The following is a 24467-nucleotide window of genomic DNA, read 5'->3' as shown; positions in this document are numbered from 1 at the left end:
AGGACGTGGGGGTGGAGCTCACTCGGGTGGCGCGAGCGGCGACGCGGGCGGGCGCGGTCCGGGCGGGCGAAGTACAGGCGCGCGAAGTACGGGCGCGCCTGGTCCAGGCGGGCGAAGTATGGTCGCGCGCGGTCCGGGCGGGCTGTCGGCCCGCCCGGGAGTCCGGGGCTCAGACCAGGTTGAGGGCCTGGCAGGCGGCCTTGTACTTGGCGGTGCAGATCTCGGAGACCTTGTAGATGCCGTCGGCGACGATGGTCGACTTGATGTTGTCCTTCGTCAGCGCGACCACGGTCACCAGCTTGGCCGGGATGTCCTTGTCGGTCGGGCTGTCGACCCGGTCGCGGGTGAGGGCGTCGAACTGGATGTCGCGGCCCTGGACCTTGGCGACGGCGGCCTCCGCGGCGGCCTCGGCCTCACCGGGGTACGGCTTGTAGACGCTCATGAACTGCTCGCCGCTGATGATGCGCTGCACGGCCGCCAGTTCCGCGTCCTGACCGGTGATCGGGGGCAGGTCGCCGTCGCTGACGCCCGCGGCCTTGAGGGCCTTGATGATCCCGCCGGCCATGGCGTCGTTGGCGGAGTAGACGCCGGCGATGTTGGACGCGCCCAGCAGGTCGATCGCCTTCGTCATGTTGGCCTCGGCGACCTCGGGGCTCCACTTGTCGGTGTCGTACGACTTCGCGACCGTGACCCGGCCGGTGAGCTCGTTGAGCGCGCCCGCCTTGAACTGCCCGGCGTTCGGGTCGGTGGGCGAGCCGTTCACCATGACGATCTTGTCGCTCTGCTTGACGTTGGGGATGGCCTCCACGAGGGTGCGGCCCTGCACCTCGCCGACGAGCTCGTTGTCGAAGGAGACGTACCCGGAGATCGGCCCCTGGGCCAGGCGGTCGTAGGCGATGACCGGGATGTTCGCGTCCTTGGCCTTCTGCACCATCTCGGCGATCGCCTTCGAGTCCACGGCGTCCAGCAGGATGACGTCGACCTTCTCGTCGATCATCTTCTGCATCTGGGTGGTCTGCGTCTCGGCTTCCCCCGCGGCGTTCGCGTACTCGGTCTTGCCCTTGTTCTGGGTGAGCTCGGCGACCTTCTTCTTGATGATGGGGTAGTCGAAGTCCGCGTACCGGGTGTTGGTCTCCTCCGGCATCAGCACGCCCACCGTGACGTCGTTGCTCCGGGTCGGTGTCGCACTGCTGCTGTTCTCCGAGGCTCCCAGCATTCCGCACCCGGCGAGCGACAGGGACATCGTGGAGGCGACCACAGCTATGGCGATACGACGCATTCGGGGGCTCACTTCAGGTGCGTTCGGTGCGATTCCGGACACATGGGTGTGACATGTCGACCCAGGTGTCTGAAAAGACAACGCGGCGGCGGCCATCGGCGTCAAGCGGAACTACTTAACGAAGTAGCAACATCACACTCCGCTTAGCGGGTGAAGACACATGGAGACCACGCGGAGACGTTGAAAAGACCTGCGCAGAGAACCGGCCAGTGAAGTGCCTAAAAAGTCGCACAACCAAGGCCGTTCGCCACGGGTCATGATCACGACAGCCTTCCTTCCGACCAGAGGAACGCATGAATCCCGCCAGACTCGCGACGGCCGTCGTGGTCACCACGACCGGCGCCCTCCTCACCACCGCCGTCGCCGCCCCCACCGCCTCGGCCGCGACCACCTGCGCCGCCCCGGTGTACCAACGTCAGATCTTCGCCAACACGACGTTCTCCGGTACCCCGAAGAAGGCCGGCTGCGACGCCGCGATCGCCGAGAACTGGGGCACGGGCGCACCCGCGCCGGGCGTTCCCTCGAACGACTTCTCCGTCCGCTGGACGGTGACCCGCGACTTCGGCTCGGGCGGGCCCTTCGCGTTCACGGCCGCCGTGCAGGACGGACTGCGCGTCTACGTCGACGGCGTCCGCAAGGTGAACCTCTGGAAGAACGGGGCGTCGACGGTGAGCAGGACCGTCGACGTCACCGTCCCGGCCGGAAAGCACACCCTGCGGATCGACTACGCGAACTGGACGGGCCGCGCGAACGTCAAGTTCGGCTACGCGCCCCGGACTTCGGCGAGCGTCGACAAGGTGAAACCGCTGGCGCCGACGGGCCTCGTCGTCGGGTTCGACCCTGCCACCGCCAGGACCGACGTCGTCTGGGCGAAGAACAAGGAGATGGACGTCGCGGGATACCGGGTCTACCGCCGGGGCGAGAACCTGAGCTGGCGGCGGCTGGCCGCGACGACGAAGACCTCGTACACCGACACCCCGCCGGCCGACGGCCTGCTCCACCAGTACGAGGTCCGCGCCTACGACAAGGCCGGCAACGAGTCCGCGGGCAGCGTCGACCGGGCCGTCGTCACCCTCGACAGGACCCCGCCCGCCGTGCCCACCGGGATCAGCGCCTTCGACCCCGCGGACGGGGCCCACCTCAGCTGGGGCCACGTCCAGGACGCGGTGTCCTACCGGGTGTACAGGTCGCCGGAGCCGGACGGGGTGTTCACCTATCTCGGCGCCGCGAAGAGCGGGTCGTCGTACCGGGACACCACGATCGCCGAGCGAGCCGCCTTCTACTACCGCGTGTCCGCGGTGGACGCGGCCGGCAACGAATCCCAGCGGTCCGGGGCGGTCAAGGCCTCGCGCGGGGACGGCACCGCGCCTCCCGCCCTGACCGGGCTGGCCGTCACGCCCACCGAGTACGGCTTCCGGCTGACCTGGGACGCCACCCCGGCGACGGACGTGGAGTACTACCGGGTCTACCGGGGCGAGGTCGAGGGCGAGGGGGAGGACAAGGTCTGCTCCTCCTACGAGGCGATCGCGTTCGTCGACACCCCCGCCGACACCTCCTTCGACGTTCTCGCCGTCCCGGACGGCGAGGAGAGCTGCTTCTTCGTGGACGTCGTCGACGACCACGGCAACTCCCCCTACGGGTCGACCGGCAGGGCCGACACCCGGACGGCGACCGAGCTCGACATGACGCCGAGCGTCCCGACGCCCGGGGGCTCGCCCCTGCAGCTGACCGTGGACGTGTGGCAGGGCAGCGTCTGGCTGGACTGGACCGGCCTCGACGAGTCCTCGCCCGAGGCGGCGGGCGGCTACCGGGTCTACCGCTGGAACCCGGCCGCCTCCGCCTACGAGAAGCTCGCCGACGTCCCTTCCGACTATCCGTCGTACAACGATCTCACCGCCTCGCGCGGCACCACCCACCACTACCGGGTGACCTCCGTGGCGGCGGACGGAACCGAGTCGCAGCCGGTGGGCGGCGCCCTGACCGTCAGGCCCTGACCTCAGCCCCTGAATCAGCCCTGGCTCAGCCCCTGACTCAGCCTCTGACTCAGGGGCTGACCAGCGGAATCGTCGCTTCCGGCGCTGTTGCGAAGTGGTGACGGAGCGACGGTTGATCACTGCTGAACGCGGGGTGAAGATGAGTGCACCGCGAGCCGCCGGGGGACGAGCAGGACCGGCGGGCGGTCACTCTCCTGGTTCCTTTCTCTTCCTTCTCGTCGCGTCCTTTCTCTTCCTTCTCGTCGCGCTTCTCGCTCGTCGGGCTCGTCGCTCGGGCGCTTCTCGCTCGTGGCACCTGGTGCTCGTGTCTTCGCCGCCGTCATCACGGCGCGCTCTTGTTGATTCCTGGGGGGATTCATCATGTCCGTTCGTTCCGCCGCCGCCCGCCGCATCCGCATCGTGGCCGCGACCGCCGTCGTCACCGCTGTCGCCGGCGCCGCCTTCGTCCCGGCCACCGCCGTCGCCGCTGTCGCCGCCGACAAGGCGGGGGACCACGCGCTGAGGATGACGCTCGGCGCGCCCGCCCCCACCGGCCCGCTCAAGCGCGGCGGGGCGACGGAGTCGATGATCCTGACGGTCGCCAACTCCTCCGACAAGGCACAGGACTTCTCGGCCTGGCTGCCGGGCACGCCGGACGGGCCGAGCCCGGTACTGAAGGACTCCATCGTCTTCGACGTGACCGCGGTCGACGCGCCCGCGACCAAGTCGGCCGTCGGGCGGCAGGACGGCTCCTTCCAGGGGCTGTTCTTCCCGGCCACCGGGAACGCGGCGTCCACCTTCTCCATCCCGGCGAAGACCGAGTACACCTGGAAGGTCACGGTCGGCCTCGGCGTCTCCTACCCCACCAACGACGGCGACTTCACCCTCACCGCCGGCCGGCTGGTCGGCGACACCGACGACGAGCCGTCCCGTAACACCCAGGTCTTCAAGACGGACCCGGCGATCACGCCCGGCAAGCTGAACGTGGCGTGGGAGCAGAAGACGGGTGCCGTCGCCCGGCCCGGTCAGCGTGCCGAGCTGGTGCTGAACGCCACGGCCACCGGCCCCGGCGAGTTCCCCGCCGAGCTGCAGCGCACCGTGTCGGCCCAGCAGTTCCGGGAGGGCGCGGGCCACCCCGACTTCGTCCTGGAGGCCGAGGTCGGCGGCAAGATCGTGAAGCTGAAGGAGTCCAACGACAGCGAGTGGGAACTCCCGGTCCTGGCCAAGGGCTTCGGCTCGTCCGCGGGCACCGAGAGCATCAAGCTGTACCTCTCCCTGGGGGCGAAGAGCGACATCGAGAAGGACACCGTCGTCCCGCTGGAGGCGCTGATCTCCATGGGCGACTCCTGGGGCTTCAACGGCGCCGAGACCGAGGTGAAGGCCGGCCCGGCGGTGGTCACCGCGCCGAGCGGTACGCCGTCCACGACGCCGTCCGCCTCCGCGTCCGCTTCGGCCCCGGCCTCCCCGTCGGCGTCCGCGTCCACCTCGGCGGCCACCATCACGGGTGGCACGGCCGGCGGCACCACGAACACCACGGGCGCGACCGGTTCGCTCGCCGCCACCGGTTCGGGCGGCGGCGTCCTCTACGGCGCCCTCGCGGCCGCCCTGCTGGCCGTCGGCGGAGCGGCGGCCTGGTTCGGCACGCGTCGCCGGCGGGCGACGCGCGGCTGATTCACCGCGCGACGAGCGACGACGAGGGGCCCGGAGGTCGACACCTCCGGGCCCCTCGTCGCTGTCGCGGTACGGCTGTCAGCGCGCCCCGGGGTCGTACTTCTTCAGCGAGGCCTGGACCTCTGCGGCGTACGCGCCCTCCCACCACGGGACCGTCTCGACCAGCACCGGCTTGGTGCCGGAGGCGAGGACGAGGGCCCGGCCGGGCGGCATCGCGCCGAGGTCGGAGACCTGGAGGACGCGTTCGCGGCGCGTGGACTCGCTGATCGCCCGGTTGCCGGACCAGCCGCCGAACTCCGACTCACGGCTGGTCTGGTACTCACGCAGCTCGAACTCGCCGGCCAGCTCGCTCAGGTCGCCCAGGAACCGGGTGTCGGACACGCCACCGCCGTAGACGCGGACGTTCGCGGCGGACCACAGCTTCTCCATGCCGCGCTCGCCCCACACCTCGATGCCCTGCGCCCAGGACTGGAGGATCGTCATCAGGATGATCCCGCGCGAGCCGTAGTGCGAGTACAGGTCGGGCAGCGACCGCCAGCGGCACACGTTGGCCGCCTCGTCGAGGACCCCGACGAGGGGCAGCGGAAGGCGGCCGCCGCGCTGCGTGGTGGCGTACTCCTCGGCCGCCTCGACGACGGCCACGGTCAGCGCCGTCACCAGCGGCCCGGCGGAGTCGCGCCCCTCCCGGCTCAGCGAGTACAGGGTGCCGCCGCCGCGGACGAACCCGTGCGGGTCGAACTCGCCCGCGTACTCGTCGGCCGGGGGCGTGACCCACCGGTTGACCTCGGGATTGACCAGGCAGGACGCCATCTGCTGGGCGACGCCGTAGATGCCGCTGCGCTGCTTCTCGGGGGCGTTGATCACGCCGGCCAGCCCGTCCGCGGACATGGCGTGTCCGGCGCCGCGCAGGATCCGTTCCGGGGCGTCGTCCTTGGGGTTGGACAGCCAGGTGTAGATCTGGGTGATCGGCGCCTTGGCGCAGGCGGCGGCGAGCAGCAGGTTGGCGAGCAGGTCCTGGCCGGCCGGGTCGAAGAAGGCGTCGGTGGAGGCGTTGGCGTCCCGCGAGCCGCTGGCGAAGTGGTCGGCCATCTTGCGGGCCTTGGCCACGTCGGTGACGTACGACAGCGGGTTCCACCACCAGCTCGGCTCCTCCTGCGCGACCTGCTGCGGGTCGAACACCCACACCGGGCCGCGCGCGGTCCGCGGGCCGCGGGTCGCGTCCACGATGTCGCGCTTGTTGGAGGTGACGAGGACGGCGCCGGGCCCGTCCAGGATGGCGGGAATCGCGCGCCGGGTCGTCTTGCCGGTCCGCGGACCCCAGATGTCGACGTGCATGTCCTCGTACGACCCGAACAGCGGCTGACGCCCCTTGACGGACCGTCCGATGAACACGCCGGGGGTGCTCGACTGCACCCCGAGGCGCTCGGCGGTGGCGGCCGCGCCCTTCATGGTCAGCTTGCCGAGTTCCTCGCCCTTCGCGAGATGCCGGGCGGCGCCGTCCACCTTGGGCTTGTTCCTGAACCGCTCCCGCACCCGGTAGGCGACCAGGCCGAGGATCCCGGCCACCACCGCCTCGCCGGCCGCGACGGCGCTGGCCGCCGAACCCGGCCAGCTGTAGTCGCCCTTGATCACCTCGACGAGGAAGGTCAGCGGGTTCGCGGGCGGCGCGGGCGCGTCGGAGTACCCGGCCCCCACCTTCGCCGCCAGCCAGGCACCGGCACCGACGAGGAGCACGACCGCGACAGCGATGACGATCTCGAAGGTCCAGTCGTCCTCGGCGCGGGGTTTCTTCTGCTGTTCTGCGGTCACCCGCGGGTCCGTCCTTTCTGGACTGTGGACTTGCTGAGTTGTCTGGGGGGTGGGGTGTTGGGGTGAGTGGGGTGTTGGGGTGAGTGGAGTGTCGGGGCGGCCGGGGTGCCGGGGGCCGGGGGGCCGGGGTCAGGCCTTTTCCGGAGCGAAGACGAAGACGCCGTCGCTCGTCGCCAGCAGGGTGTGGCCGTCGGACGTGCGCTCCAGGACGTCGATGTCGTCGTTCAGCGAGGAGTCGGGGTCGAGGCCGGAGGCCAGCACCTTCTTGGTGCGCATGTCGAGCGCCGTCAGCCCCATGTCGCTGACGGAGGCGTACAGCACGTCGCCGGTCGGCAGGGCCACCGGCTCGATGTCCTGCTCGTCCTCTCCCTGTCGCCAGAGCTCCTTGCCCGTCTCCGCGTCCCAGGCGACCGCCCCTCCGCCGAACTGGGTGACGATGCTCCCGCCGTCCGCGGAGAGGACGACGACCGGCTCGTGCGCGTCGTTGGGGTCGAGGGCGGTCTTGGGGCCTTCCACGAGGGTGCGGCCCGTCCTGAGGTCGACCACCGTCAGGAGCGCGTCGTAGGTGTCGTCCTTCAAGCCCCAGGCGAGCAGGCCCTTGTCCCCGGCGAGCGGGAAGAGGGAAGCGGCCGCCCGGTCGCCGTCGGGGGTCTGCGCCGCCACGACGGCGGGCAGGGTGACGCTCTCCGTGGTCCACAGCTCCTTGCCGGTGAGCCGGTCACCGACCTGGAGCCGCTCGCCGCTGACGTAGAACTCGGCGAGGGACGTCTCCACCCGGTAGCCGAAGCCGGGGCCGATCGGCGCCTGGTCCTCCCACCGGTCCTGGACCTCGACGGCCGCCCCGCCGCCGAGCGGGGCGTAGGAGCCGCTGTCGCTCCCGTCCTTCAGCCGCACATGGCCGGCCTCGACGGTGAAGTCGGCGCCGTCCTCGCCGTCGTAGGCCGAGCTGCCCAGCTTCGCGCCGGAGGGGGCGTACATGGCGTACGTCGTCCGGACCGACGCCTTCTTCAGCCCGGCGGCCGGGGTCACGTCGCCGTCGACGGCCAGGAGGGCGGGTGTGCCGTCCTTCCACAGGCCGACCGTGAAGAACTCGGCGGGCGTCAGGTCCCGGTCGCTCGACCAGCCGTCGGCGGGGATCGTGACCTCGACCGACGTGCGCTCCCGGCCCGTGACCGCGTCGAGGAGACGGGCCCGGAACAGGTACTCCTGCGGTGTACCGCCGGTGTTGTCGGGGTACGTCGTCGCGTCCTCGGTGAGGACGACGGCGTCACCGAGCACGCAGGTCTGGGAGTGGTCTCCGACGACCCGGCTCGTGGCCCGCTCGACCGGGTCGCCGGGGCATCCCGTGACACCGTCGGCGGCCAGGCTCCACGCGGGCTTGCGGGCCAGGCCGGGCAGTGCGGCGCCCTGGTACGCGGGGCCCTGCGCGAGGGACGCGGACGCCTTGGGCGCCGCCTTCCCGTTCGTCGCGCCGCTCTTGCCCGGGTCGTCGCCTCCGCCGCAGCCCGCGACCAGTCCCAGGGAGACCAGGGCCCCGGTGAGGGGAAGAAGGTGACGCCTCATCTGTTTGTTCATGCTCCTGTTCCGCTGTCTGTGCCGTCGCCCTCGACCGCGTTCGTGCCCTGGGGGATCGGCACGCGGTAGACCCCGGTGATCGTGTCCTGGTAATCCCAGTTGCTGAACTCGACGGACTTGCCCGGGCGCGGGGCGTGGATGATCTTGTGGCCCTTGGGGTCCCAGACCAGGCCCACATGGCCCGAGTGGCCCGCCTCCGGCCGGAAGAAGATGACGTCGCCGGGCTGCGCCTCGGACAGCGACACCTCGTACTTCTTGAGGTACGGCTCCTGCGTGTAGGTCGTCGTACCGATGTTGATCTTGCCGTCGCTGGCCATGTAGTACGCCCACTGCGTGAAGCTGGAGCAGTCGAAGCTGGTGGGGTTCTCGCCCTGGAGCCGCGGGGCGCCGAACACGTACGGGACCCCGATGCCGCGCTGGGCCCAGCCGAGGACCGCGCGGATCACCGGGTCGTCGGCGTCGGGAAGGACGCCGGAGGCGCCCGCGCCGTCCGGGGCCACCGCGGCGCCGCCGTTGTCCTCGGCGCAGTCGGCGTACTGCGCGTCCCTGCTGCTCTCGTCGGATCCCGGGACGGTCCCGTAGTCGGGGTTGGCGGTGACCTTGCCCTTCATCCACTCGTCCGGGTCGACCATGCCCGGGCCCTTGTCCTGACCGCCCACGAACGGGTTGTCGACACCCGGGACGAGGACCTCCCAGTGCAGGTGGGGTCCGGTGACGTTGCCGGTCGCGCCGACCGTGCCGATCTGCTGACCGCGCTTGACGGTCTGCCCGACGGACACCTTGATCGAGGTCTGGTGGCCGTAGAGCGTGATGACACCGCCCGCGTGCTCGATCTTCGTCATGTTGCCGTACGAGCCGCCGGGTCCGGCGTGGACGACCTTGCCGTCGGCCGGGGCGTAGATCGGGGTGCCGCTGGTGGCCACCAGGTCGAGACCGGTGTGGTAACCGAGGCTCCACATACGGCCGTTCTGGTGGTACGGGGTGCCGACCGTGTACGTGCCCTGCTTCATGGGCCACTGCCAGTCCTTGCCGGTGGTGGGCACCTTGGCAAGGGGGAAGGACACGGTCGTCGCGTAGCCGGCGCCGATGCTGCCGCTGCCGCTGATGTCAGTGCTGTACGCGGCCAGGGACATCGCGGTCGTGCTGCCGTCACCGCTGTCGTCGTCCAGCGCCGGTGTCGACCAGGAGCGGGCCGGCGTCGCGGCGATGCTGAGCGCGGAGCCGGGCTGGGCGTTGTTGCCGACCGGCTCGGGAATGTCCGACTGCTTCCCGAGGGTGGGGAAGCCGGGGTTCTTCTCGATGGTCTCCTTCAGATGCGCGTACCAGCGCTTGATGAGGTCCTGGTCGCCGGTGAGCACCCCCCGGTAGCGGGCGGCCTGGGTGAGCACGACCCGCGGGTAGATCGTGTTGGCGGCCGTGGAGCCGGAGTAGACCTGGAGCGCCTTGAAGGGAGCGGTCTCGGCCTTCTTGGCGTGCAGGAAGTTGGCGGCGGCCCAGGCCGCGTCGTCGATGTTGTACAGGTCCTTCGTGCCGTCGCCGTTGCCGTCGGCTCCGTAGTCCGTCCAGGCCGGCTTGCCGAACTGGAGGAGGCCCATGTAGCCGAGGGAGTTCGCGCCGCCGGGCGCGGCCGAGGGGTCCTGGCCGTACTTGGTCTCCTGGTACATCTGCCCGGCGATGAGCGTCCAGTCGAGGCCGTCGTAGCGGGCGGCGGCACGCATCGCGGCGAGGATCATCTTCGGCGGTATCTCGTTGCGCGCCGTCTCGCTCGGCATGTACATCTTGCCGGCCGGCATGACCGGGTTGGTGGCCGCCGCGTCACCGGTGTTGCCGGCGTTGGCGTTGTCGGCGTAGTCGCCGCAGGAGGCGGCCGCGGCACCGGCGCCCACTCCGCCGATCATGCTGCCCACCAGGACCATGACGAGGGTGCCGACACCGGCGACGGGCAGGCAGCCGACACCGCCGGCCAGCCACATCCACTTGTTGTTCTTCTTGCCGCCGCCGCCACCCTGACCGCCGCCGCGCTGGGCCGCCGCCTTGGCCGCCTTCGCGGCCTTGGCGACCTTCGCCGCCTTGCTGGCGGCGGCCAGTACCGCTGGTGCAACCATGCCGGCTCACACCCCCGAGTCGTCGGACGCGCCCACGTCACCGAGGCCGAAGACGTCGAACCCGGAGACGAGCCAGTCGCCGCCGTCCTCCTTGACCGTCACCAGCCACTGGTTGGACTCGGTCGTGGTCTGCCCGTCCGCGGTGTGCGTGGCGGTCACCTTGACCAGGGTGGACATCGAGCGGCCGCTGTCCCGCACCAGGTCGTCCGAGACCAGGGCATCGCGCACCACGACGGCCTCCCCCTTGGAGGAGCACTGCTCGGCCTGGCAGGTCGCCCACTCCTTGCCGGTCGGCAGCGAGGTCGCGGCCTTCATCCGGTCGTCGTTCGTGGTGAGCCGGACCAGCGGAACACTCCAGGTCGCGGCAGTGCTCTCGTGGTCGTACGTGGTGAGCCCTGCCATGTACTGGACCATGGCGGCGTGCGCCTTCACGGCATCGGCGGCCGAGACGATCGGAGCGACCGCGGTGTTCTGCGATCCGTCGCCGTCGGCTCCCTCCCCGTCCGAGCCGGCGGCGCTGCCGCCCGCGGTGGCCGTGGGCACCGCGGAGCCGTCCTTGGCGTCACCGCCGTCGCCCTCGTCGTCTCCGTCGAAGACGGTGAACACGGTGAGTACGGCGATCAGGAGAAACCCGAGCACCCCCAGGGCCAAGAGCCCCGTGCGCTTGTTCTCCGCAGGCAAGTCCACGTTCCCGCGCCTCCCTTGTGCTGAGCCGGTACGGCGGGTGACCGGGACACGGTAGGGGGAGGCGGAAGCGGGGAGTCGGAGGATTTCCCGGCGAGGAAAGCGGGCGGGCGGGCGGCGGGAAAGCAGGGGAAAGCCCGACGCGGGCTCAACTCACGGCGGCGCCGTCCACGGAACGCGCGTCCGGCCGCCCGCCACGGCGGTCACTCCGGGCGCGGGTCCACCGGCAGCGGGTCGAACGGGTACGCCGTATGCCCGTCCTTGGGCGAACAGGCCGCGAACGGGCCCGAGTCGGCGTCCATCAGAACCCGCAGATGCGGGTCGGCATGGTGCAGCCACCACGTCGACATGCCGAGTGCCGGGTCCAGGCGCAGATGCTCCCAGGCCAGCCAGAGCGCCGACAGACGGGCGCCGGCCTCGGGGTGCTCCCACCACCTCGGGCACCAGGTGGCCGTCGCTCCGTTGACCCGGCGGCGGATCACCTGGGCGAGGTAGTCGGAGACGAAGACGAAGACGTCCGCGAAGTAGAACTCCGGCTCCTCGGAGCCCTCTGCGGTGCCGGACATCGGTGCCCCCCATGGGTCGGTCGGTCGGTCTGCGGCTGTGGCGTGGTCGGGTACCGCGTGGTCGGGTGTCACGCGGTCGGGTGTCACGGGTCGGACACCGCGTGATCAGGTCAGGAAGATACCGAGCAGCAGCAGTACGACCACCACGGCGCCCATCACGATGCGCGCCGTGGGGTCCTCGCGTTCCCACAGGTCGTGGACGACCGCCCAGCCCGTCAGGCGCGCGGCCCGACCACCGTGGAGACCTGCGGCGGCCGTCTGCGGCTCCTCGTCCACGACCTCCTCGTCGGCCGGCGAGAGCTCCGGGTCCTCGTCGAAACCGACCGGCATCCCCTGCTGCTCCTGCGCCACCAGGACCATCTGCTCGAGGAGTTCGGGAATCGTGTTCGGCGTGAGCGGATAGGCGAAGGTCCCGTACGGCGTCTCCACGCACAGGCTGGCCTGCCAGGGGTTGCCGGGCTCATAGCCGTCGACCCAGGCGTGCTCGGCCTGGAAGACCTGCGGGGCCTGGACCTCCTGAGGAGCCGGTACGGCGACGGGGGCAGGGGCCGGGACAGGAGCGGGGACAGCGGCAGGAGCGGGGACAGCGGCAGGAGCCTGCTGGACCGGCGGGGCCTGCTGGACCGGCGGGGTCTGCTGAGGGATCTCCCAGGTGCGCGGGGCGGGCTGCTCCGGGGGTTGCGGCTGCTGCGGGTACTGCGGCTGCTGCGGGTGCCCGTTGTGGTCGGTCAACTCTCGTCCTTCGCCGGGTCCGTCGGGTCCAGGGGGTGGTGCCGGGTGGCGGTACCCAGCACCTCGGGCACACGCGCCCAGCGCATTGTGGGCCCAGGGCGGCCCGGTACGGCACGACCCCGTCCCGCCGTGTCCCTGACAGTTTTCCCGGCCATTTTCCCCATGGGCACGACATCGGGAATTCCCGCAGTCCCGACGAGGAAAACAACACCGGTCCGGTGACGGGTCTTTGTCACACTGCCAAGCGCACCTGGCCGGGCCAGGGCCCGTCGTGCGGTGCGGTCGTGAACCCGCCCAGGCGGACGGGGAACCGACTCGCTGGAGTAACCGACTCGATGACAGACCACAACAGCCCTGCTGGCGCGGTCGGCGGAGGCCAGCCTTCCGGGCAGCCCGGGTCCTTCGGTCCTTCCCAGCAGCCGCAGCAGCAGGCGTGGCAGGGGCAAGGGCAGCAGGCCCCCGCCCCGCAACAGGCCCCCGCTCCGCAGCAGCCGCAGCCCATGCCCTCCGACGCGGCCCGCGCCCAGGTCGCCGCCGCCTGGGTGCGCAGCACGCCCCGGGCCGGCCAGGCCGCCGTCCCGTCGCTGCCGCCGCGTGAGACGCGGTCCCAGGGCGAGTCGAAGAAGGAGAAGCGCGAGCGGGAACGGGCGGCGCGCAAGGCGGCGTACGAGCAGAAGAAGGCGGAGAAGGAGCAGCGCAAGCGGGGCGGCACGGCAACGGCCGCGACCGCCGCGCAGGCGCCCGCGCCCACCACGGCCGCCCCGCACCCGCCCCAGCACGGCCACCAGGCCCCCGCCCACAGCTCTTCCACGATGTCGCTGAGGGCCACGGCGGCCCCGGCCACGGGCGCGACCGCCCCGGCCCGGGGTGGCGTCACCCCGGGTGACGCCACCCCGGGCCGGGCCACCCCGACGCCCGCCCCCGCGCGCGACTTCGACGTGCCCAAGCCCGGCGGCCGGATCCCCGGCGGCGGGCGCCGCACGCACGTCGCGCTGCGCGCCACCCTGCTGATCACGACCTGCGTGTTCGCGCTGGGCTCGTGCGGCGTGATGGGACTGGTGATCGGCAAGTCGTCCGGGTCCACCACCGCCGGGCTGGACGCGTCGGACGCCACCCGGTACCGCCTCACCGAGTTCCCCACCGAGCAGGCGGCGGCCTTCGCCGAGCAGTACGCCCAGCTCTGCATGACGTTCACCCCGGACACCGCGTCCACCCGCCGGACCGATCTCGCCCGCTACGCCTCCGCCGGTGTCGACCCCGACTGCGGCTGGAGCGGTGAGGGCACCAGCAAGGCCGTCTCCGTCACCTGGGACGGCACCGCCGAGAAGCTCTCCGAGTACGGCGACCACGGCCGTTACATCGGGGTCCAGGTCCGCACCGACGACGGCACGCTCACCACCCTCACCGTCCCCGTGTACGTGGAGAACCTCAAGACGGGCGAGGGCATGCGCGTCGCAGGCGACGTGGGCCAGATGCCGCTGCCGGCCGCCGCGGACGTGCCCGCGGTCGACCAGGGCGACGAGGTCGTGGACGACACCCTGTCCACGCAGCTCCAGAAGGAGGTGCTGCCGGGCTACTTCGAGGCCTGGGGCGCCTCCGACGCCACCGCCATGGCCCGCTTCCTCACGCCCGACGCGACCCTGACGGCCACCACCGGTCTGGCCGGCCGCCTGACAGGCCCGCAGATCGGCACCGTCGTCGCGCTCGTCCCGGTGAGCGCCCAGGACACCAAGCCGTACACCTACAGCGTCGGACAGGCCGTCCAGGTGCGGGTGGCCGTCGACTGGACCGACGCGAAGGGCGTCGCCGTTCGGCGCGCGTACCGGATGACGATGGTCAGCACGGCCCAGGGATGGTTCATCAGGGACGTCCGGGGCGGGGTGCTCGACGCCGACGGCGGCCGGGCCGACAGCGACACCGACAGTGATGCCGCGACGGGGACGGCCTCGCCCTCGGCCGGTGTCTCCGGAGCCCCCTCGGCCTCCGCCTCCGCCTCCGCGGCCGTCCCGTCTTCCACGGCCAAGCCCGGCAAGTCCTGACCGGACCGCGCCCCCACCCCCCATACCACTCACCGCAGCTCCACCACCCGAGAGGAACCACCATGTACATGGCCGAGACGACCCTGAACGACATGTTCGGGCAGATCGAGGACATCCTGCGCAACGCGGGCACCATGGTCGCCGTCATCGCCCTGCTCATCCTCGGCATCCGCATGCTCCTGTCGATGAAGCGCGGCGACGGCATGCGTGAGGCCTTCCAGGGATTCGGCATGATCGCGCTGGCCGCCCTGATCATCGGTGGCGCCGGCGGCCTCGCCGGTGTCCTGATCGGCCTCGGCAGCCAGATCGGCGGCGGCAACTGACGGACCGCTCGGGCCCTGCCCGACGCACCGTCAGTAGCCGTCCCTAACAGGGGAGTTCGCAGACATGAGCCAGGAGGCACCGGAGCCGCTGGTCGCGTACGACCACACCGATCTGGTCAACCGTCCCAAGAGGATCTGGAACTGGGGCAACATCCCGCTGCCCGGCCTGCTGCTGCCCGCGCTGGGCGCGGCCTTCGGCTTCGGGCTGGTCTGGCTCATCACCCTGTTCACCGTGTCGGCGTTCCTGCCCTTCCTCGGCATGTCGATGTGGACGTCGATCCTCTACTTCGGGCCGCCGTTCGGCATCTACTTCGTCTGGGGACGCCCGCTGCCCTCGGCGCTCACGCTGAGCCAGCAGATCGTGGTGTGGACCGACTGGTGGTTCCAGCCCAAGCGGCTGCAGGGCCTCTCCGCAGACCAGGAGCCGGAGCACCTGCACTGGCAGGTCATCCTCTTCGCCCCCGGCTCGCCGCGCTGGCAGGCCCACTACGAGGCCGCGCGCCGCGCCGCCGCCGAGCGCGGCAGCGCGTTCGCCGCCGCCAGGCGCTGACCCCGCGATCACCCCACCACTTCCCGATGCCGACTACCGCAGGATGAGTCCTCCATGTTCATGTTGATCCTTTTGGGCGGGGCGGCCGCCTTCTTCGTGGTCGCCATGATCATGGCCGCCTCGTCGAGCAAGAAGAACGGCCAGGGCGGCTCGAAGCAGTCGTCCTCGGCACGCTCCAAGCCGTCCGGCTCGTCGGCCGCCGCCCGCCGCGAGGACCTCCGCCTCCCCTACCGCTACGCCGACGACATGATCTTCGTGCACGGCGACTCGGTATGGACGGGCGTGGTCCTGCCCAACGCCATCGACGAGTACCTGAACGCCGGCGAGCTCCAGGCCATGGCCGAGGGCCCGGCCCGCGGTCTGCTCAACCTCGCCCGCGGCGACCGCAACGTCGAGTGCCACTACCGCAAGGTCTACCAGCCGATCACGGCGATGACCTGGGCGGAGGAACTGAACGCGATCGCCTGGGAGCCCACCGAGAACTACAAGGCGTACAACCTGCGCAAGGCCGAGTACCAGGAGCGCATCGGCGCCAAGCGCGAGCGCAACATCCTGCTGGTGAAGCTGGGTTCACTGAAGCGCACCAACGGCGGCAGCGGGGTCGTCGCCCAGGACGACGAGCCGTACGACGAGCCCGGCCTCCTCCAGGGTGTCCGCGGCGCCGCCGACCAGGCCGCCGCCACCGCGACCGGCGTCGCCGACGAGTACCTCTCCCCGCACGTCCTCGCCGAGTGGACGCAGGTCGCCGCCGAGGTCCACGAGAGCCTCGAAGGCCTCAAGGGCACCCCGCTCAGCCGCGAGGAGCTCGTCTGGCTGATCCGCAAGCCGCTCCACGGCGACCTGCCGGTGCCGCCGGAGCCGGTGCTCGGCTCGCGCGCCTGGGGACCGAACCAGTTCGACCTGGTCGTCGACTTCTCCGGCGAGAACCGCAAGACGCACATCGTGCTGAACCAGTACGACGAGGTGACGGGCGAGCAGCAGACCAGCTACACCACCACCCTCGTGGCCGCCAACTGGCCCGCGGAGACCCGCTTCCGCCAGTCGACCGCGTGGGCGCGCTACGCCGCCCAGCACGTGGACTTCCCCGTCGAGATCGACATGCGGTTCACGCTCATCCCGTACCTGAAGTTCAAGGACCGCGCCGACAAGATCCGCGGCAACCTGGTCGACGAGATGAACGACATGGCCAACTCCGGCCGCAGCCCCGACACCAAGCTGGGCACCCAGGTCACCCGTGCCCAGGAGCTCGTCGACGACATCGACGAGCACAAGATGCCGGGCATGGAGGCGCAGATCCGCTTCACGATCTCGGCGCACGACGTGAAGGAGCTCGAGCGCCGGCGCCGGGTCCTGGAGATGCAGTTCAAGCAGGACCTGAAGGTCACCCTGCTGCGCCCGACCCGCCAGCAGTGGCGGCTGCTCCAGGCACAGCTCCCCGGCGACGCGCCCAAGCTGCCGATCGCGCCCTACCTCCGCCTCCAGGAGGTCGAGCAGCTCGGCGCCGGACTGCCCACCGCGGGCACGGAGCTGGGCGACAACCCCGAGCACCGTTCCGGCAAGCGCCTGGGCTGGGTCGGCAACCTGGTCGGCTGGGCGGGCAAGATGCCGGTCCACTACTCGCTGCACGTCGGCCCGGCCCGCAACGACGGCGGTGGTCTGGCCATCGTCGGCGCGTCCGGCGGAGGCAAGTCCTCGCTCGCACTCCAGAAGTTCTACGAGGAGTCGGAGTCGGGCGTCCGCTGCCTGGTCATCGACCCGAAGACCGACTTCGCCCAGCTCTGCTACTACCTGGGCTTCGGAGCCCAGGTGAACGACCCGTCGTTCGCGGCCGACGCGGAGTCCGGCCTCCTCGGCACCCCCGCCAGCAAGTTCCAGCCGGTGAACCCCGAGTTCTGGGCGGAGACGGAGGTCGTCGACCTCCTGAAGGGCCAGGCGGGCGTCCTGGACCCCTGGGTCATCGCCCGCGACGTCCCCGCGGGCCGGCTGCTCGCCGAGACCATGCTCCGGGGCTTCCTCGGCGACGAGGACTACCAGCGCGTACGCCTCCCCGTCATCGAGGGCATGGCGACCGTCATCGGCCGCTACAACTCCGCGATCCGGCAGGCCGTCGAGCAGGGCCTGACCGCTCGCGACGCCGAAGTGGCCGTCCCGCGACCGACGTTGTGGCAGGTCGTCGACGAGGTCGTCGCGGCGTACGACCAGGCGATGGCCAGCGGCGACCGGGAAGCGATCAAGGACCTGAAGCTCGCGCAGATGCTCCTGACCGAGCTGCGTACGCTCCCCTACGCCCGGCTCTCCTTCGCGGAGCGTCCGCAGCCCCTGTCCAGCATGCGCAAGCGCCGTACGGTCATCACCCTGCGCGGCTTCCAGTCGCCGGCGGCCTCCGACCCGCGCAGCTGGAACCCGGCGGAACGCCTCGCGGCGACGGCCCTCATGGCGGTCGTGGAACTGGGCAGCCAGATGCTCGACGTCGGCTACGAGAAGAACCCGGTGACCGGCGAGATCGGCCTGCGCCCGAAGGCGCTCTTCGTCGACGAGGCGTACGTCGTCACGGCCACCGAGTCCGGCCGCGACCTGATGCGCCGCGCGCTGAAGCAGGGCCGCTCCTATCTGGCGGTCACCGTCCTGATCACCCAGCAGGCCATCGACCTGGTCCAGATCGAGGACTCCGAGGCCCGCAGCGGCGGCGCCAACCAGATCCACACGGTCTTCGCCTTCAAGCAGAAGTCGGCGCAGGAAGCGTCCCTGGTGGCCCCGCTCCTGGGCCGCCCGGAGAACGACCCGAAGGTCATCGCGGCCCTCCAGGAGCTCCGCACGGGTGTCTGCCTCCAGCGCGACGTCGACAAGCGCGTCGGCACGGTCGCCGTCGACCTGGTCTTCAAGGAGATCCTCGCCGCCACGGACACCAACGGCACCACCCGCCCGGCCCGCCAGGGCGTCAACCCGCCGCTGAGCGTCTGGGACTGGACCTTCCTCCAGGAGGCGGAGGAGGACCCGGCACAGCCCACGACAGCCGCGCAGGAAACAGCGACGGCAACGGCAACGGCATGACGCGCCTCACCGGTCCCACCCGCACGCACACCCGCACACACACCCATCGAGGAGCCCGTCCCACCGTGCGCCTGTCCAGAAGTCTCGCCACCGGGGCCGCGGCCCTCGCCCTGCTCGCGACGCTGAGCGGGTGCGGGTCGGACTCGGAGTCCGGCTCTGGTGCCAAGACCGGCGCGGACGCCGTCTTCGGCTCGGACGGCGGCTCGGAGACCGGCTCCGACTCCGGTGCGGACGGCGACGGCGGACAGACCACGACCGGTGGCCTGCCCCAGGCGTCGGACACGGCGTCCATCGCCGACTACCTGAACCCGTACACGCCCTGCCAGGACGTGGCCACGGGCGACGAGTACGACAGCGGCCACGACGGCGACGCCTGGGGCACGGACGAGTCCGAGGACCCGGCCTGGGGCATCGAGGAGCGCGCCGTCTGCACGGACGGGTCCGGCCGGCCCATCGCCCTGCTCACCGTCTCCGACATGAAGGAGTTCCAGACCGCCGCCAAGGCGAGCGGCGACGAGTTCCTGGTCGGCGAGGACTTCGCGGTCGTTCCGGTCGGTGACGAGGCGATCCGCAGCCTCCAGCGGTCCGACCTGAGATTCCTGACGTGCGACGCGGACCTCGCGGTGCCGAGCGGCTTCGAGAAGGAGCCGGCCCTCGTGGACGGCTGTGTCCTGACCAACTACGTCCCCGAGTAAGGCGAGAAACACCATGCGACTCAGGCGAGCGATCACCATCGGCGCCCTCCTCCTCATGTCGGCCTCGATGACGGCGTGCGGCGGCGACAGCGACGCCGGGAACAGCGACGGCGACGGCAAGAGCAGCGCGAGCGCGAGCAAGGGCGCCGGCAAGGGCGACAGCGGTGAGTCGGCGAGCACCGGGCTGCCGGAGGCGTCGGACATGGCGTCCATCGCGTACTACCTCAACCAGTACGGATCCTGCCTGGATCTCACACCGGGCGCCGAGTACGACGACTCCTCCCTGGCAGACCATGATCCCGCCTGGGGCGAGGACAGCATGACCCGCGACCCCGCTTGGGGGATCAAGGAGCGTGCCGTCTGCCGGGACAACTACGACGACTCCAGCACGCTGCTGGTGCTGTCGGACATGAAGAAGTTCCAGACCTCCATGCACGCCGGGAACTACAGCTCCATCCTGATCGGCAAGGACTTCGCGGTGGAGCCGGGCGGCACCGAAACGATCGAGGACCTGAAGGCCTCCGGCCTCGTGGTCCTGTCGTGCGATCCGGAACGCCAGATACCCAGCGGCTACAAGCAGGAGCCTGCGCAGGTGGACGGGTGCGTCCTCACGAACTACTACGCCAACTGATCCCTCCGAAGGGCTTTTCATGCTGACCCGCTTCCGGCCGCGCTCCGGCCGTCCGGCACGGCCCCGGACGAGGCGCTCCCCGCGCGAGAAACTCATCAGCACCGGCATCGCCGCGCGGGCCGTGCTGTTCCTGGTCCTCGGGGTGATCGCGCTCTCGTTCTCCGCTCCACAGCAGGCGCAGGCCCTCTTCGACACCTGTGACTGGGCGCAGCAGAGCATCAACCAGAAGGCCGACATGCCGGGCCCCGCCGCGGAGAACATCTTCCCCTCGGTGAAGCAATGGGACGGCAAGCGCGAACTCGTCGCCGGGGCGACGAAGATGGACGGCCCCGCGTCGAAGTACACGCTCTACGAACTCAGCGCCATGCGCGGTCTCAACTGGGCCTCGACCCAGCAGAGCCAACACGACGCGAAGCAGGGCGAGCGCGGGCAGGCCGCCGACGACGACGAGTGCAGCCTCCAGAACGAGATCTACAACAGCATCGCCCAGGCCATCTTCGACCTGAGCAAGATCATGAGCCGGGCCGCGATCAGCATCAAGGAGATCTCCTCCAACCCCAGCCCGCTGGCCGCCCTCTACGACGGCACGGTCTCGGGTGACGACAGCGTCGTCGACCGCCTGAACAACGGTGTCTTCAAGCTCGCCGTGCCCACCATGATCCTGCTCACCGGCCTCTGGGTGTTCGGCAAGTGGCGCAAGGGCGACATGCGCGAGGTCTGGTCGGGTGTCGGCTGGGCCGCGTTCGTCGTCATCGCCGTGTCGGCGTTCCTCGTCAACGGGAACTACGTGGCCGTGGTCGAAACCGCCGACTCGGGGATCGCGCAGGGAAACGCCGCCCTGACCGAAGCCGTGCTGGACGGCGCGATCGACGGTGTCGACCCGCCCTGCGACCTGCCCGACAACGCACCGCAGCGCGGCATGCGCATCTCCAGCTGTGCCATGTACGACACCCTCGCGTTCCGCCCGTGGGCCATCGGCCAGTTCGGCGACCCGGGCAAGGCTCGCATGGAGTACAAGGGCACCGAGAAGTGCGACTTCGGCACGGGCAAACGCTGCACCGACCTGCGGGTCAAGCAGGTGATCATCCAGTCGGTGACGAACATCGAGTACTACCAGCACCCTTCGCCGGTCGAGGTCGAGGAAGGCGAAGAAGGCGACATCATCAAGGCGAAGGAGAACCAGTACGGCGAGCTGCGCAACTACATCGCCAAGAACGAGGATGCGCGCATCTACGAGCAGTGGTCCGGCGACAAACCCGCCAACCGCATCAGCATCGGGGTCTACGCCCTGATCGCTTCGCTCATCGTCGGCCTGATGGTGGTCGTGCTCAGCGCCCTGACACTGTTGTGGCACGCGGTCACGCTCATCATGGTGATCCTGTTGCCCCTGGTCGCGATCATCTCGATCCACCCGACCCAGCAGAAGCTGCTGCGGGGCTGGTGGCAGACCTTCGTGCACAGCTTCGTCCTGCGCGCCGGATTCGGCGTGATCCTCACGATCCTGCTGCTCTTCTACCAGCTGATCCTGCCGCTCCAGGTCCCGCTGGGCATGCAGCTGCTGATGCTCCTGCTGGTGACCATCGCCGTGATCATGCTGCTCAAGAACCTGCTGTCCGGAAAGTTCAGCCCGCAGGTCCAGGGAGCGGACGACGCTCTCGGCGTCGGGGACATGGCCGGCAAGGTGACCGCCATGGCGCCCGGTCTGGCCGCGTCCGCCGCAGGCTCCACCGCCCGCACCACGGGCCGCGTCGCGAGCACCACGGCCAAGGGCACGGCCCGCGCGACGGGCAGCACGGCACGCGGGACCGCCTGGGCGGTGGACAAGCTCGCCTTCAAGGGCAAGGGCCGGGCCAAGATGCAGGAGAAGGGCTGGCTCGGTCAGTCCAAGCGCGAGCAGCGGCAGACGGCCTACCAGGGTTCGCAGGTCGCCCAGAAGAACTACGACCGGGAATTCGGCGAGCAGGGAGGCCAGGAGTCACCGGCTCCGGAGCCGCCCCGCACCCGAGGCCGCCGTGTCAGCGGGTCCAGCAGTGCGCCGGCTCCGCAGTCCACGACGCCGACCGAGTCCCGCCCGGCACCCGCACCCGCTCCTGCTCCCGCTCCCGTACGGCAGGCGCCGGCTCCCCGTCCCCGGCCCGCCGAGCCGCCGGTGGCACCGACCCCGCCTCCGAGGGACCCGCGCGGCCCCAGCGGCCGCGTCTAGCCCCGCCCTGCCGCCTCCGTCTCCGTCTCCCCTCCCACACCAAGGAGCCATCCGATGCCCGCCCTGACCGCCGACCGCACCCCCGACCAACTGGTCGCGGAACTGGAGCGGCTCATCGGGGTGGACTGGCCCACGGTGTGGGCGGGGGTTCCGCAGGACGCGGAGAAGCGGGCAAGGTGGTGCGCCGGCTTCGGCTGGCTCCCGCTGTGGTCCGAGGCGGGACTGCGCGTCCGTACGGCACTGGGCGGCCGCCTGTATCTCGCCTCCGCCGCCCCCGGCGGCCCGGTCACCCGGATCGACCACACGGTGTGGTCGGCCCGGGCCCGGGACACGGACGAGAACGCCCTCGTCACCGACCTGGCGGAGGCCCGCTGGACCGCCGCCCTGACCGCCCTGCGCACCCTGCTGGGAAACCCGGCCTGGCACGGCACCTGGAACACCACGGACTTCCCGGAACTGCCGGGTCCAGGTGCCTGGCCCGACGCCCGGTGGCGCACGGAATACCAGGACCCGCACCGTCTCGCGGTGTGGCGGTTCCGGGTGCCGCAGGCACCGGTGTTCGAGCTCAGGGCGACGCTCGGTGCGACGGCACGACGTGGTCCGGTACCGGCCAATGCGAGGATCGAACTCGTCTGCCATGACCCCGACCACGCGGAGTCCCGTCGGCAGGCGCGGCACGGATGAACCGGAGCCGTGCGGAACGCGAGGAAGGTGACAAGCGATGACGACCCTAAGGATCGAACGCAGCCCCGAGCAGCTGGCCGAGGAGCTCAGGGGACTGGAGCACGTGGACTGGCCCGCCGTCTGGGCGGGCCCGCCGAACCCCGGTCAGGCACTGGACGACTGGTGCGCGCTGTTCGGCTGGAAGCCGACATCGGCGGAGCGGGTGCTGACCGTGCGCAGTGGCACGGGCCAGGACTTCGCTCTCTTCCCGGTGCGCTCCGCCGGATGGGCTCCGGTCAAACAGCTCAGCTGGACGAGCTGGCACCTGTCCGCAGACGACCCGTCCGAGAACGACGAGGTCCTCACCCAGGCTGCCGAGACATGGGCTGCCTATGTGGAGGCTGCCCGCACTGTGCTCGGTGACCCTTCCTACACGGGCGCCTGGGACGACCCCGCCTTCCCGGAACCGCCGCACGACCGGCACTGGCTCATCCCCAGGGACCTTCGTCTGGAGGACATGGATCCCTACCGCATGGCGGTCTGGCGGGAGGAAGGGCCGGAGGGCCACGTCACCGTTCTCGCCGTCAAGCCAGGATCCGTCCGGGCGCCGGGTGCGCTCCGACGCGCATCGATCAAAGCAACCTGCTATCCGCCGGAGGCCGTGTGATCCAGGCACATATCCCGGACCGTGTCCTCGACAACGCCCGAGACCGCCAGCGGACCGTCGAGCCCGAGCTGACCGAGGCCGAGGCCAAGCGGATCGCGAGAGGGCTGCGCGAGGGCATCGATCACCTCCCGGAGAAGGAATACAGGGAGCAACTCCACCGGCGGCTGAAGGAGTTCGCGTCCGCTCAGGACGTCGACCTGCCCTCCCCCGACACCAGGTCGACCTTCTGGTCCTACCGGCTGGAGGATCACCCGCAGATCAATTCGGAGCCCGGGGAAGAGCTGTACAGCATGCACATGGCGGCTGCGTACACCGAGGCACAGAACTCGATCGTGCAGGACACCCTGCGGTACTTGGAGGGCACGCCCGGCGGCGAAGCGCTGGGCCGGCTCCATCTGTGGGACACGGAAATGCAGGATGCGCTGGACCTGGATGAGAAGGCGGGTCTGTCCCTGGCCTACGACGCCTGGGGCACCCTCTCCGAGAAATACGCCGCGAAGACGGAGAACGAGGCCCTCTTCTTCATGGCCGAGCTCAACCCGGGAACCGTCGCCTATCAGACGGAGTCCCGGCAGCTCCGCCAGGACGGCAAGCTCGGCATCATCCAGTTCATGTATCCGGCACCCGCGCAGAAGTACGCGGATCTCGCCCCGGAGACACAGGAGTTGCTCTCCTCCCAAGCCGTCCGCGCCCAGGTTCACACCTTCTCGTACGACGAGAACGACGCGAAGTGCACGCCGCTGACCAAGGCGGGCCACCTGGATCTGAAGCAGTTGGCGGCGCTCTCCACCCCCGAGGCACAGCGCGCCGCCGTCCTGGAGGTGTGCGCCCGGGTGGCGACCATGGACGGCCCCGCTCGCGCGGCCGACGTGGAGAAGCTCATCGAGGAGATCAAGGTCCTGCGTCCGGACCACGAGGTCACGCTGCCCAGCGTCGAGGACCGGCAGTGGGCGGCCGAACTCCGCAACCAGGAACCGGACTCGCCGGCGGGTCCACCGCCCGTAGCCGTCAGCACCCACGGCCAGTACCTCCCGGGCGTCACCGTCAACGCCAGGACGGGACCGGCCCCCCTCGGGTCACTCACCCTTCCGACAGCGGGAGCGGTCACCGCCGACGCCCACAGCTTCCTCCCCGGCGTCGACGCGCAGGCGAAGTCGGTCGTCGCCCCGAACAGGACCGACACCCCGACGGCTCCCCCGAAGGCGCCTCCTGCCCCTGAGCAGTCCAACGACACCGGAATGGGAGTGTGAC

The 24467-nt window shown here is 70.7% G+C and carries 19 protein-coding genes; 12 read left to right on the top strand and 7 right to left on the bottom strand.

Features of this window, described 5'->3' with window-relative positions:
- Positions 1 to 169: 169 nt before the first annotated feature.
- The gene (locus tag ABT070_RS35545) at positions 170 to 1279 is read right to left on the bottom strand and encodes a sugar ABC transporter substrate-binding protein (RefSeq protein ID WP_351766889.1); all 1110 of its coding nucleotides are present in this window, start codon (positions 1277 to 1279) and stop codon (positions 170 to 172) included.
- Positions 1280 to 1572: 293 nt separating this feature from the next.
- On the opposite strand from ABT070_RS35545, the gene ABT070_RS35540 reads away from it, so the two are divergent.
- Together ABT070_RS35540 and ABT070_RS35535 are read left to right on the top strand one after the other, a co-directional pair.
- Positions 1573 to 3273 carry a fibronectin type III domain-containing protein gene (locus ABT070_RS35540; RefSeq protein WP_351766887.1) on the top strand — a complete coding sequence of 567 codons (1701 nt, stop codon included), beginning with the start codon at positions 1573 to 1575 and terminating at the stop codon, positions 3271 to 3273.
- A gap of 360 nt (positions 3274 to 3633) precedes the next feature.
- A complete protein-coding gene (locus tag ABT070_RS35535) occupies positions 3634 to 4923 on the top strand; it encodes a hypothetical protein (RefSeq protein WP_351766885.1) in 1290 nt (429 codons plus the stop codon).
- A gap of 78 nt (positions 4924 to 5001) precedes the next feature.
- On the opposite strand, the gene ABT070_RS35530 is transcribed toward ABT070_RS35535, so the two are convergent.
- From ABT070_RS35530 to ABT070_RS35505, 6 genes are all read right to left on the bottom strand, one after another.
- A complete protein-coding gene (locus ABT070_RS35530) occupies positions 5002 to 6732 on the bottom strand; it encodes a type IV secretory system conjugative DNA transfer family protein (RefSeq protein WP_351766884.1) in 1731 nt (576 codons plus the stop codon).
- 129 nt (positions 6733 to 6861) lie between these two features.
- Positions 6862 to 8307 (bottom strand): outer membrane protein assembly factor BamB family protein, encoded by a 1446-nt coding sequence (locus tag ABT070_RS35525; RefSeq protein WP_351766882.1) that lies wholly within the window; start codon positions 8305 to 8307, stop codon positions 6862 to 6864.
- Entirely contained in the window at positions 8304 to 10412 is a 2109-nt protein-coding gene (locus ABT070_RS35520) for a peptidoglycan DD-metalloendopeptidase family protein (protein ID WP_351766880.1), read from the bottom strand. The genes ABT070_RS35525 and ABT070_RS35520 overlap by 4 nt, the downstream gene beginning before the upstream one ends.
- Before the next feature lie 6 nt (positions 10413 to 10418).
- Positions 10419 to 11099, bottom strand: coding sequence for a hypothetical protein (locus ABT070_RS35515; protein ID WP_351766879.1), 681 nt, complete (start codon positions 11097 to 11099; stop codon positions 10419 to 10421).
- A 200-nt stretch (positions 11100 to 11299) separates the two neighbouring features.
- Positions 11300 to 11662 carry a DUF4913 domain-containing protein gene (locus ABT070_RS35510; protein WP_351766877.1) on the bottom strand — a complete coding sequence of 121 codons (363 nt, stop codon included), beginning with the start codon at positions 11660 to 11662 and terminating at the stop codon, positions 11300 to 11302.
- A gap of 105 nt (positions 11663 to 11767) precedes the next feature.
- A complete protein-coding gene (locus ABT070_RS35505; RefSeq protein WP_351766875.1) occupies positions 11768 to 12394 on the bottom strand; it encodes a hypothetical protein in 627 nt (208 codons plus the stop codon).
- Between the two features lie 335 nt (positions 12395 to 12729).
- Between ABT070_RS35505 and ABT070_RS35500 the strand changes: the two genes are divergently transcribed.
- The 10 genes from ABT070_RS35500 to ABT070_RS35455 all read left to right on the top strand — a co-directional run bounded on the left by ABT070_RS35500 (position 12730) and on the right by ABT070_RS35455 (position 24466).
- On the top strand, positions 12730 to 14433 hold the full coding sequence (locus tag ABT070_RS35500; protein ID WP_351766874.1) for a conjugal transfer protein: 1704 nt from the start codon (positions 12730 to 12732) through the stop codon (positions 14431 to 14433).
- A 68-nt stretch (positions 14434 to 14501) separates the two neighbouring features.
- On the top strand, positions 14502 to 14756 hold the full coding sequence (locus ABT070_RS35495; RefSeq protein WP_230195104.1) for a hypothetical protein: 255 nt from the start codon (positions 14502 to 14504) through the stop codon (positions 14754 to 14756).
- Positions 14757 to 14820: 64 nt separating this feature from the next.
- A complete protein-coding gene (locus ABT070_RS35490) occupies positions 14821 to 15306 on the top strand; it encodes a hypothetical protein (protein WP_351766872.1) in 486 nt (161 codons plus the stop codon).
- 54 nt (positions 15307 to 15360) lie between these two features.
- Entirely contained in the window at positions 15361 to 18357 is a 2997-nt protein-coding gene (locus ABT070_RS35485; protein ID WP_351766870.1) for an ATP-binding protein, read from the top strand.
- 65 nt (positions 18358 to 18422) lie between these two features.
- On the top strand, positions 18423 to 19052 hold the full coding sequence (locus ABT070_RS35480; protein WP_351766869.1) for a hypothetical protein: 630 nt from the start codon (positions 18423 to 18425) through the stop codon (positions 19050 to 19052).
- A gap of 13 nt (positions 19053 to 19065) precedes the next feature.
- A complete protein-coding gene (locus ABT070_RS35475) occupies positions 19066 to 19683 on the top strand; it encodes a hypothetical protein (RefSeq protein WP_351766867.1) in 618 nt (205 codons plus the stop codon).
- A 19-nt stretch (positions 19684 to 19702) separates the two neighbouring features.
- Positions 19703 to 21886 carry a hypothetical protein gene (locus ABT070_RS35470; RefSeq protein WP_351766866.1) on the top strand — a complete coding sequence of 728 codons (2184 nt, stop codon included), beginning with the start codon at positions 19703 to 19705 and terminating at the stop codon, positions 21884 to 21886.
- 54 nt (positions 21887 to 21940) lie between these two features.
- Entirely contained in the window at positions 21941 to 22570 is a 630-nt protein-coding gene (locus ABT070_RS35465) for a hypothetical protein (RefSeq protein WP_351766863.1), read from the top strand.
- 37 nt (positions 22571 to 22607) lie between these two features.
- On the top strand, positions 22608 to 23216 hold the full coding sequence (locus tag ABT070_RS35460) for a hypothetical protein (RefSeq protein ID WP_351766861.1): 609 nt from the start codon (positions 22608 to 22610) through the stop codon (positions 23214 to 23216).
- On the top strand, positions 23213 to 24466 hold the full coding sequence (locus tag ABT070_RS35455; RefSeq protein WP_351766860.1) for a hypothetical protein: 1254 nt from the start codon (positions 23213 to 23215) through the stop codon (positions 24464 to 24466). Before ABT070_RS35460 ends, ABT070_RS35455 begins: the two co-directional genes overlap by 4 nt.
- Position 24467: the final 1 nt, after the last annotated feature.

Origin of the sequence: Streptomyces sp. NPDC002884 (assembly GCF_040295245.1) — a bacterium.
GTDB lineage: Bacteria > Actinomycetota > Actinomycetes > Streptomycetales > Streptomycetaceae > Streptomyces.
Note: the sequence above shows the minus strand (reverse complement) of the source record. Positions and strands in the feature narration are given on the sequence as shown.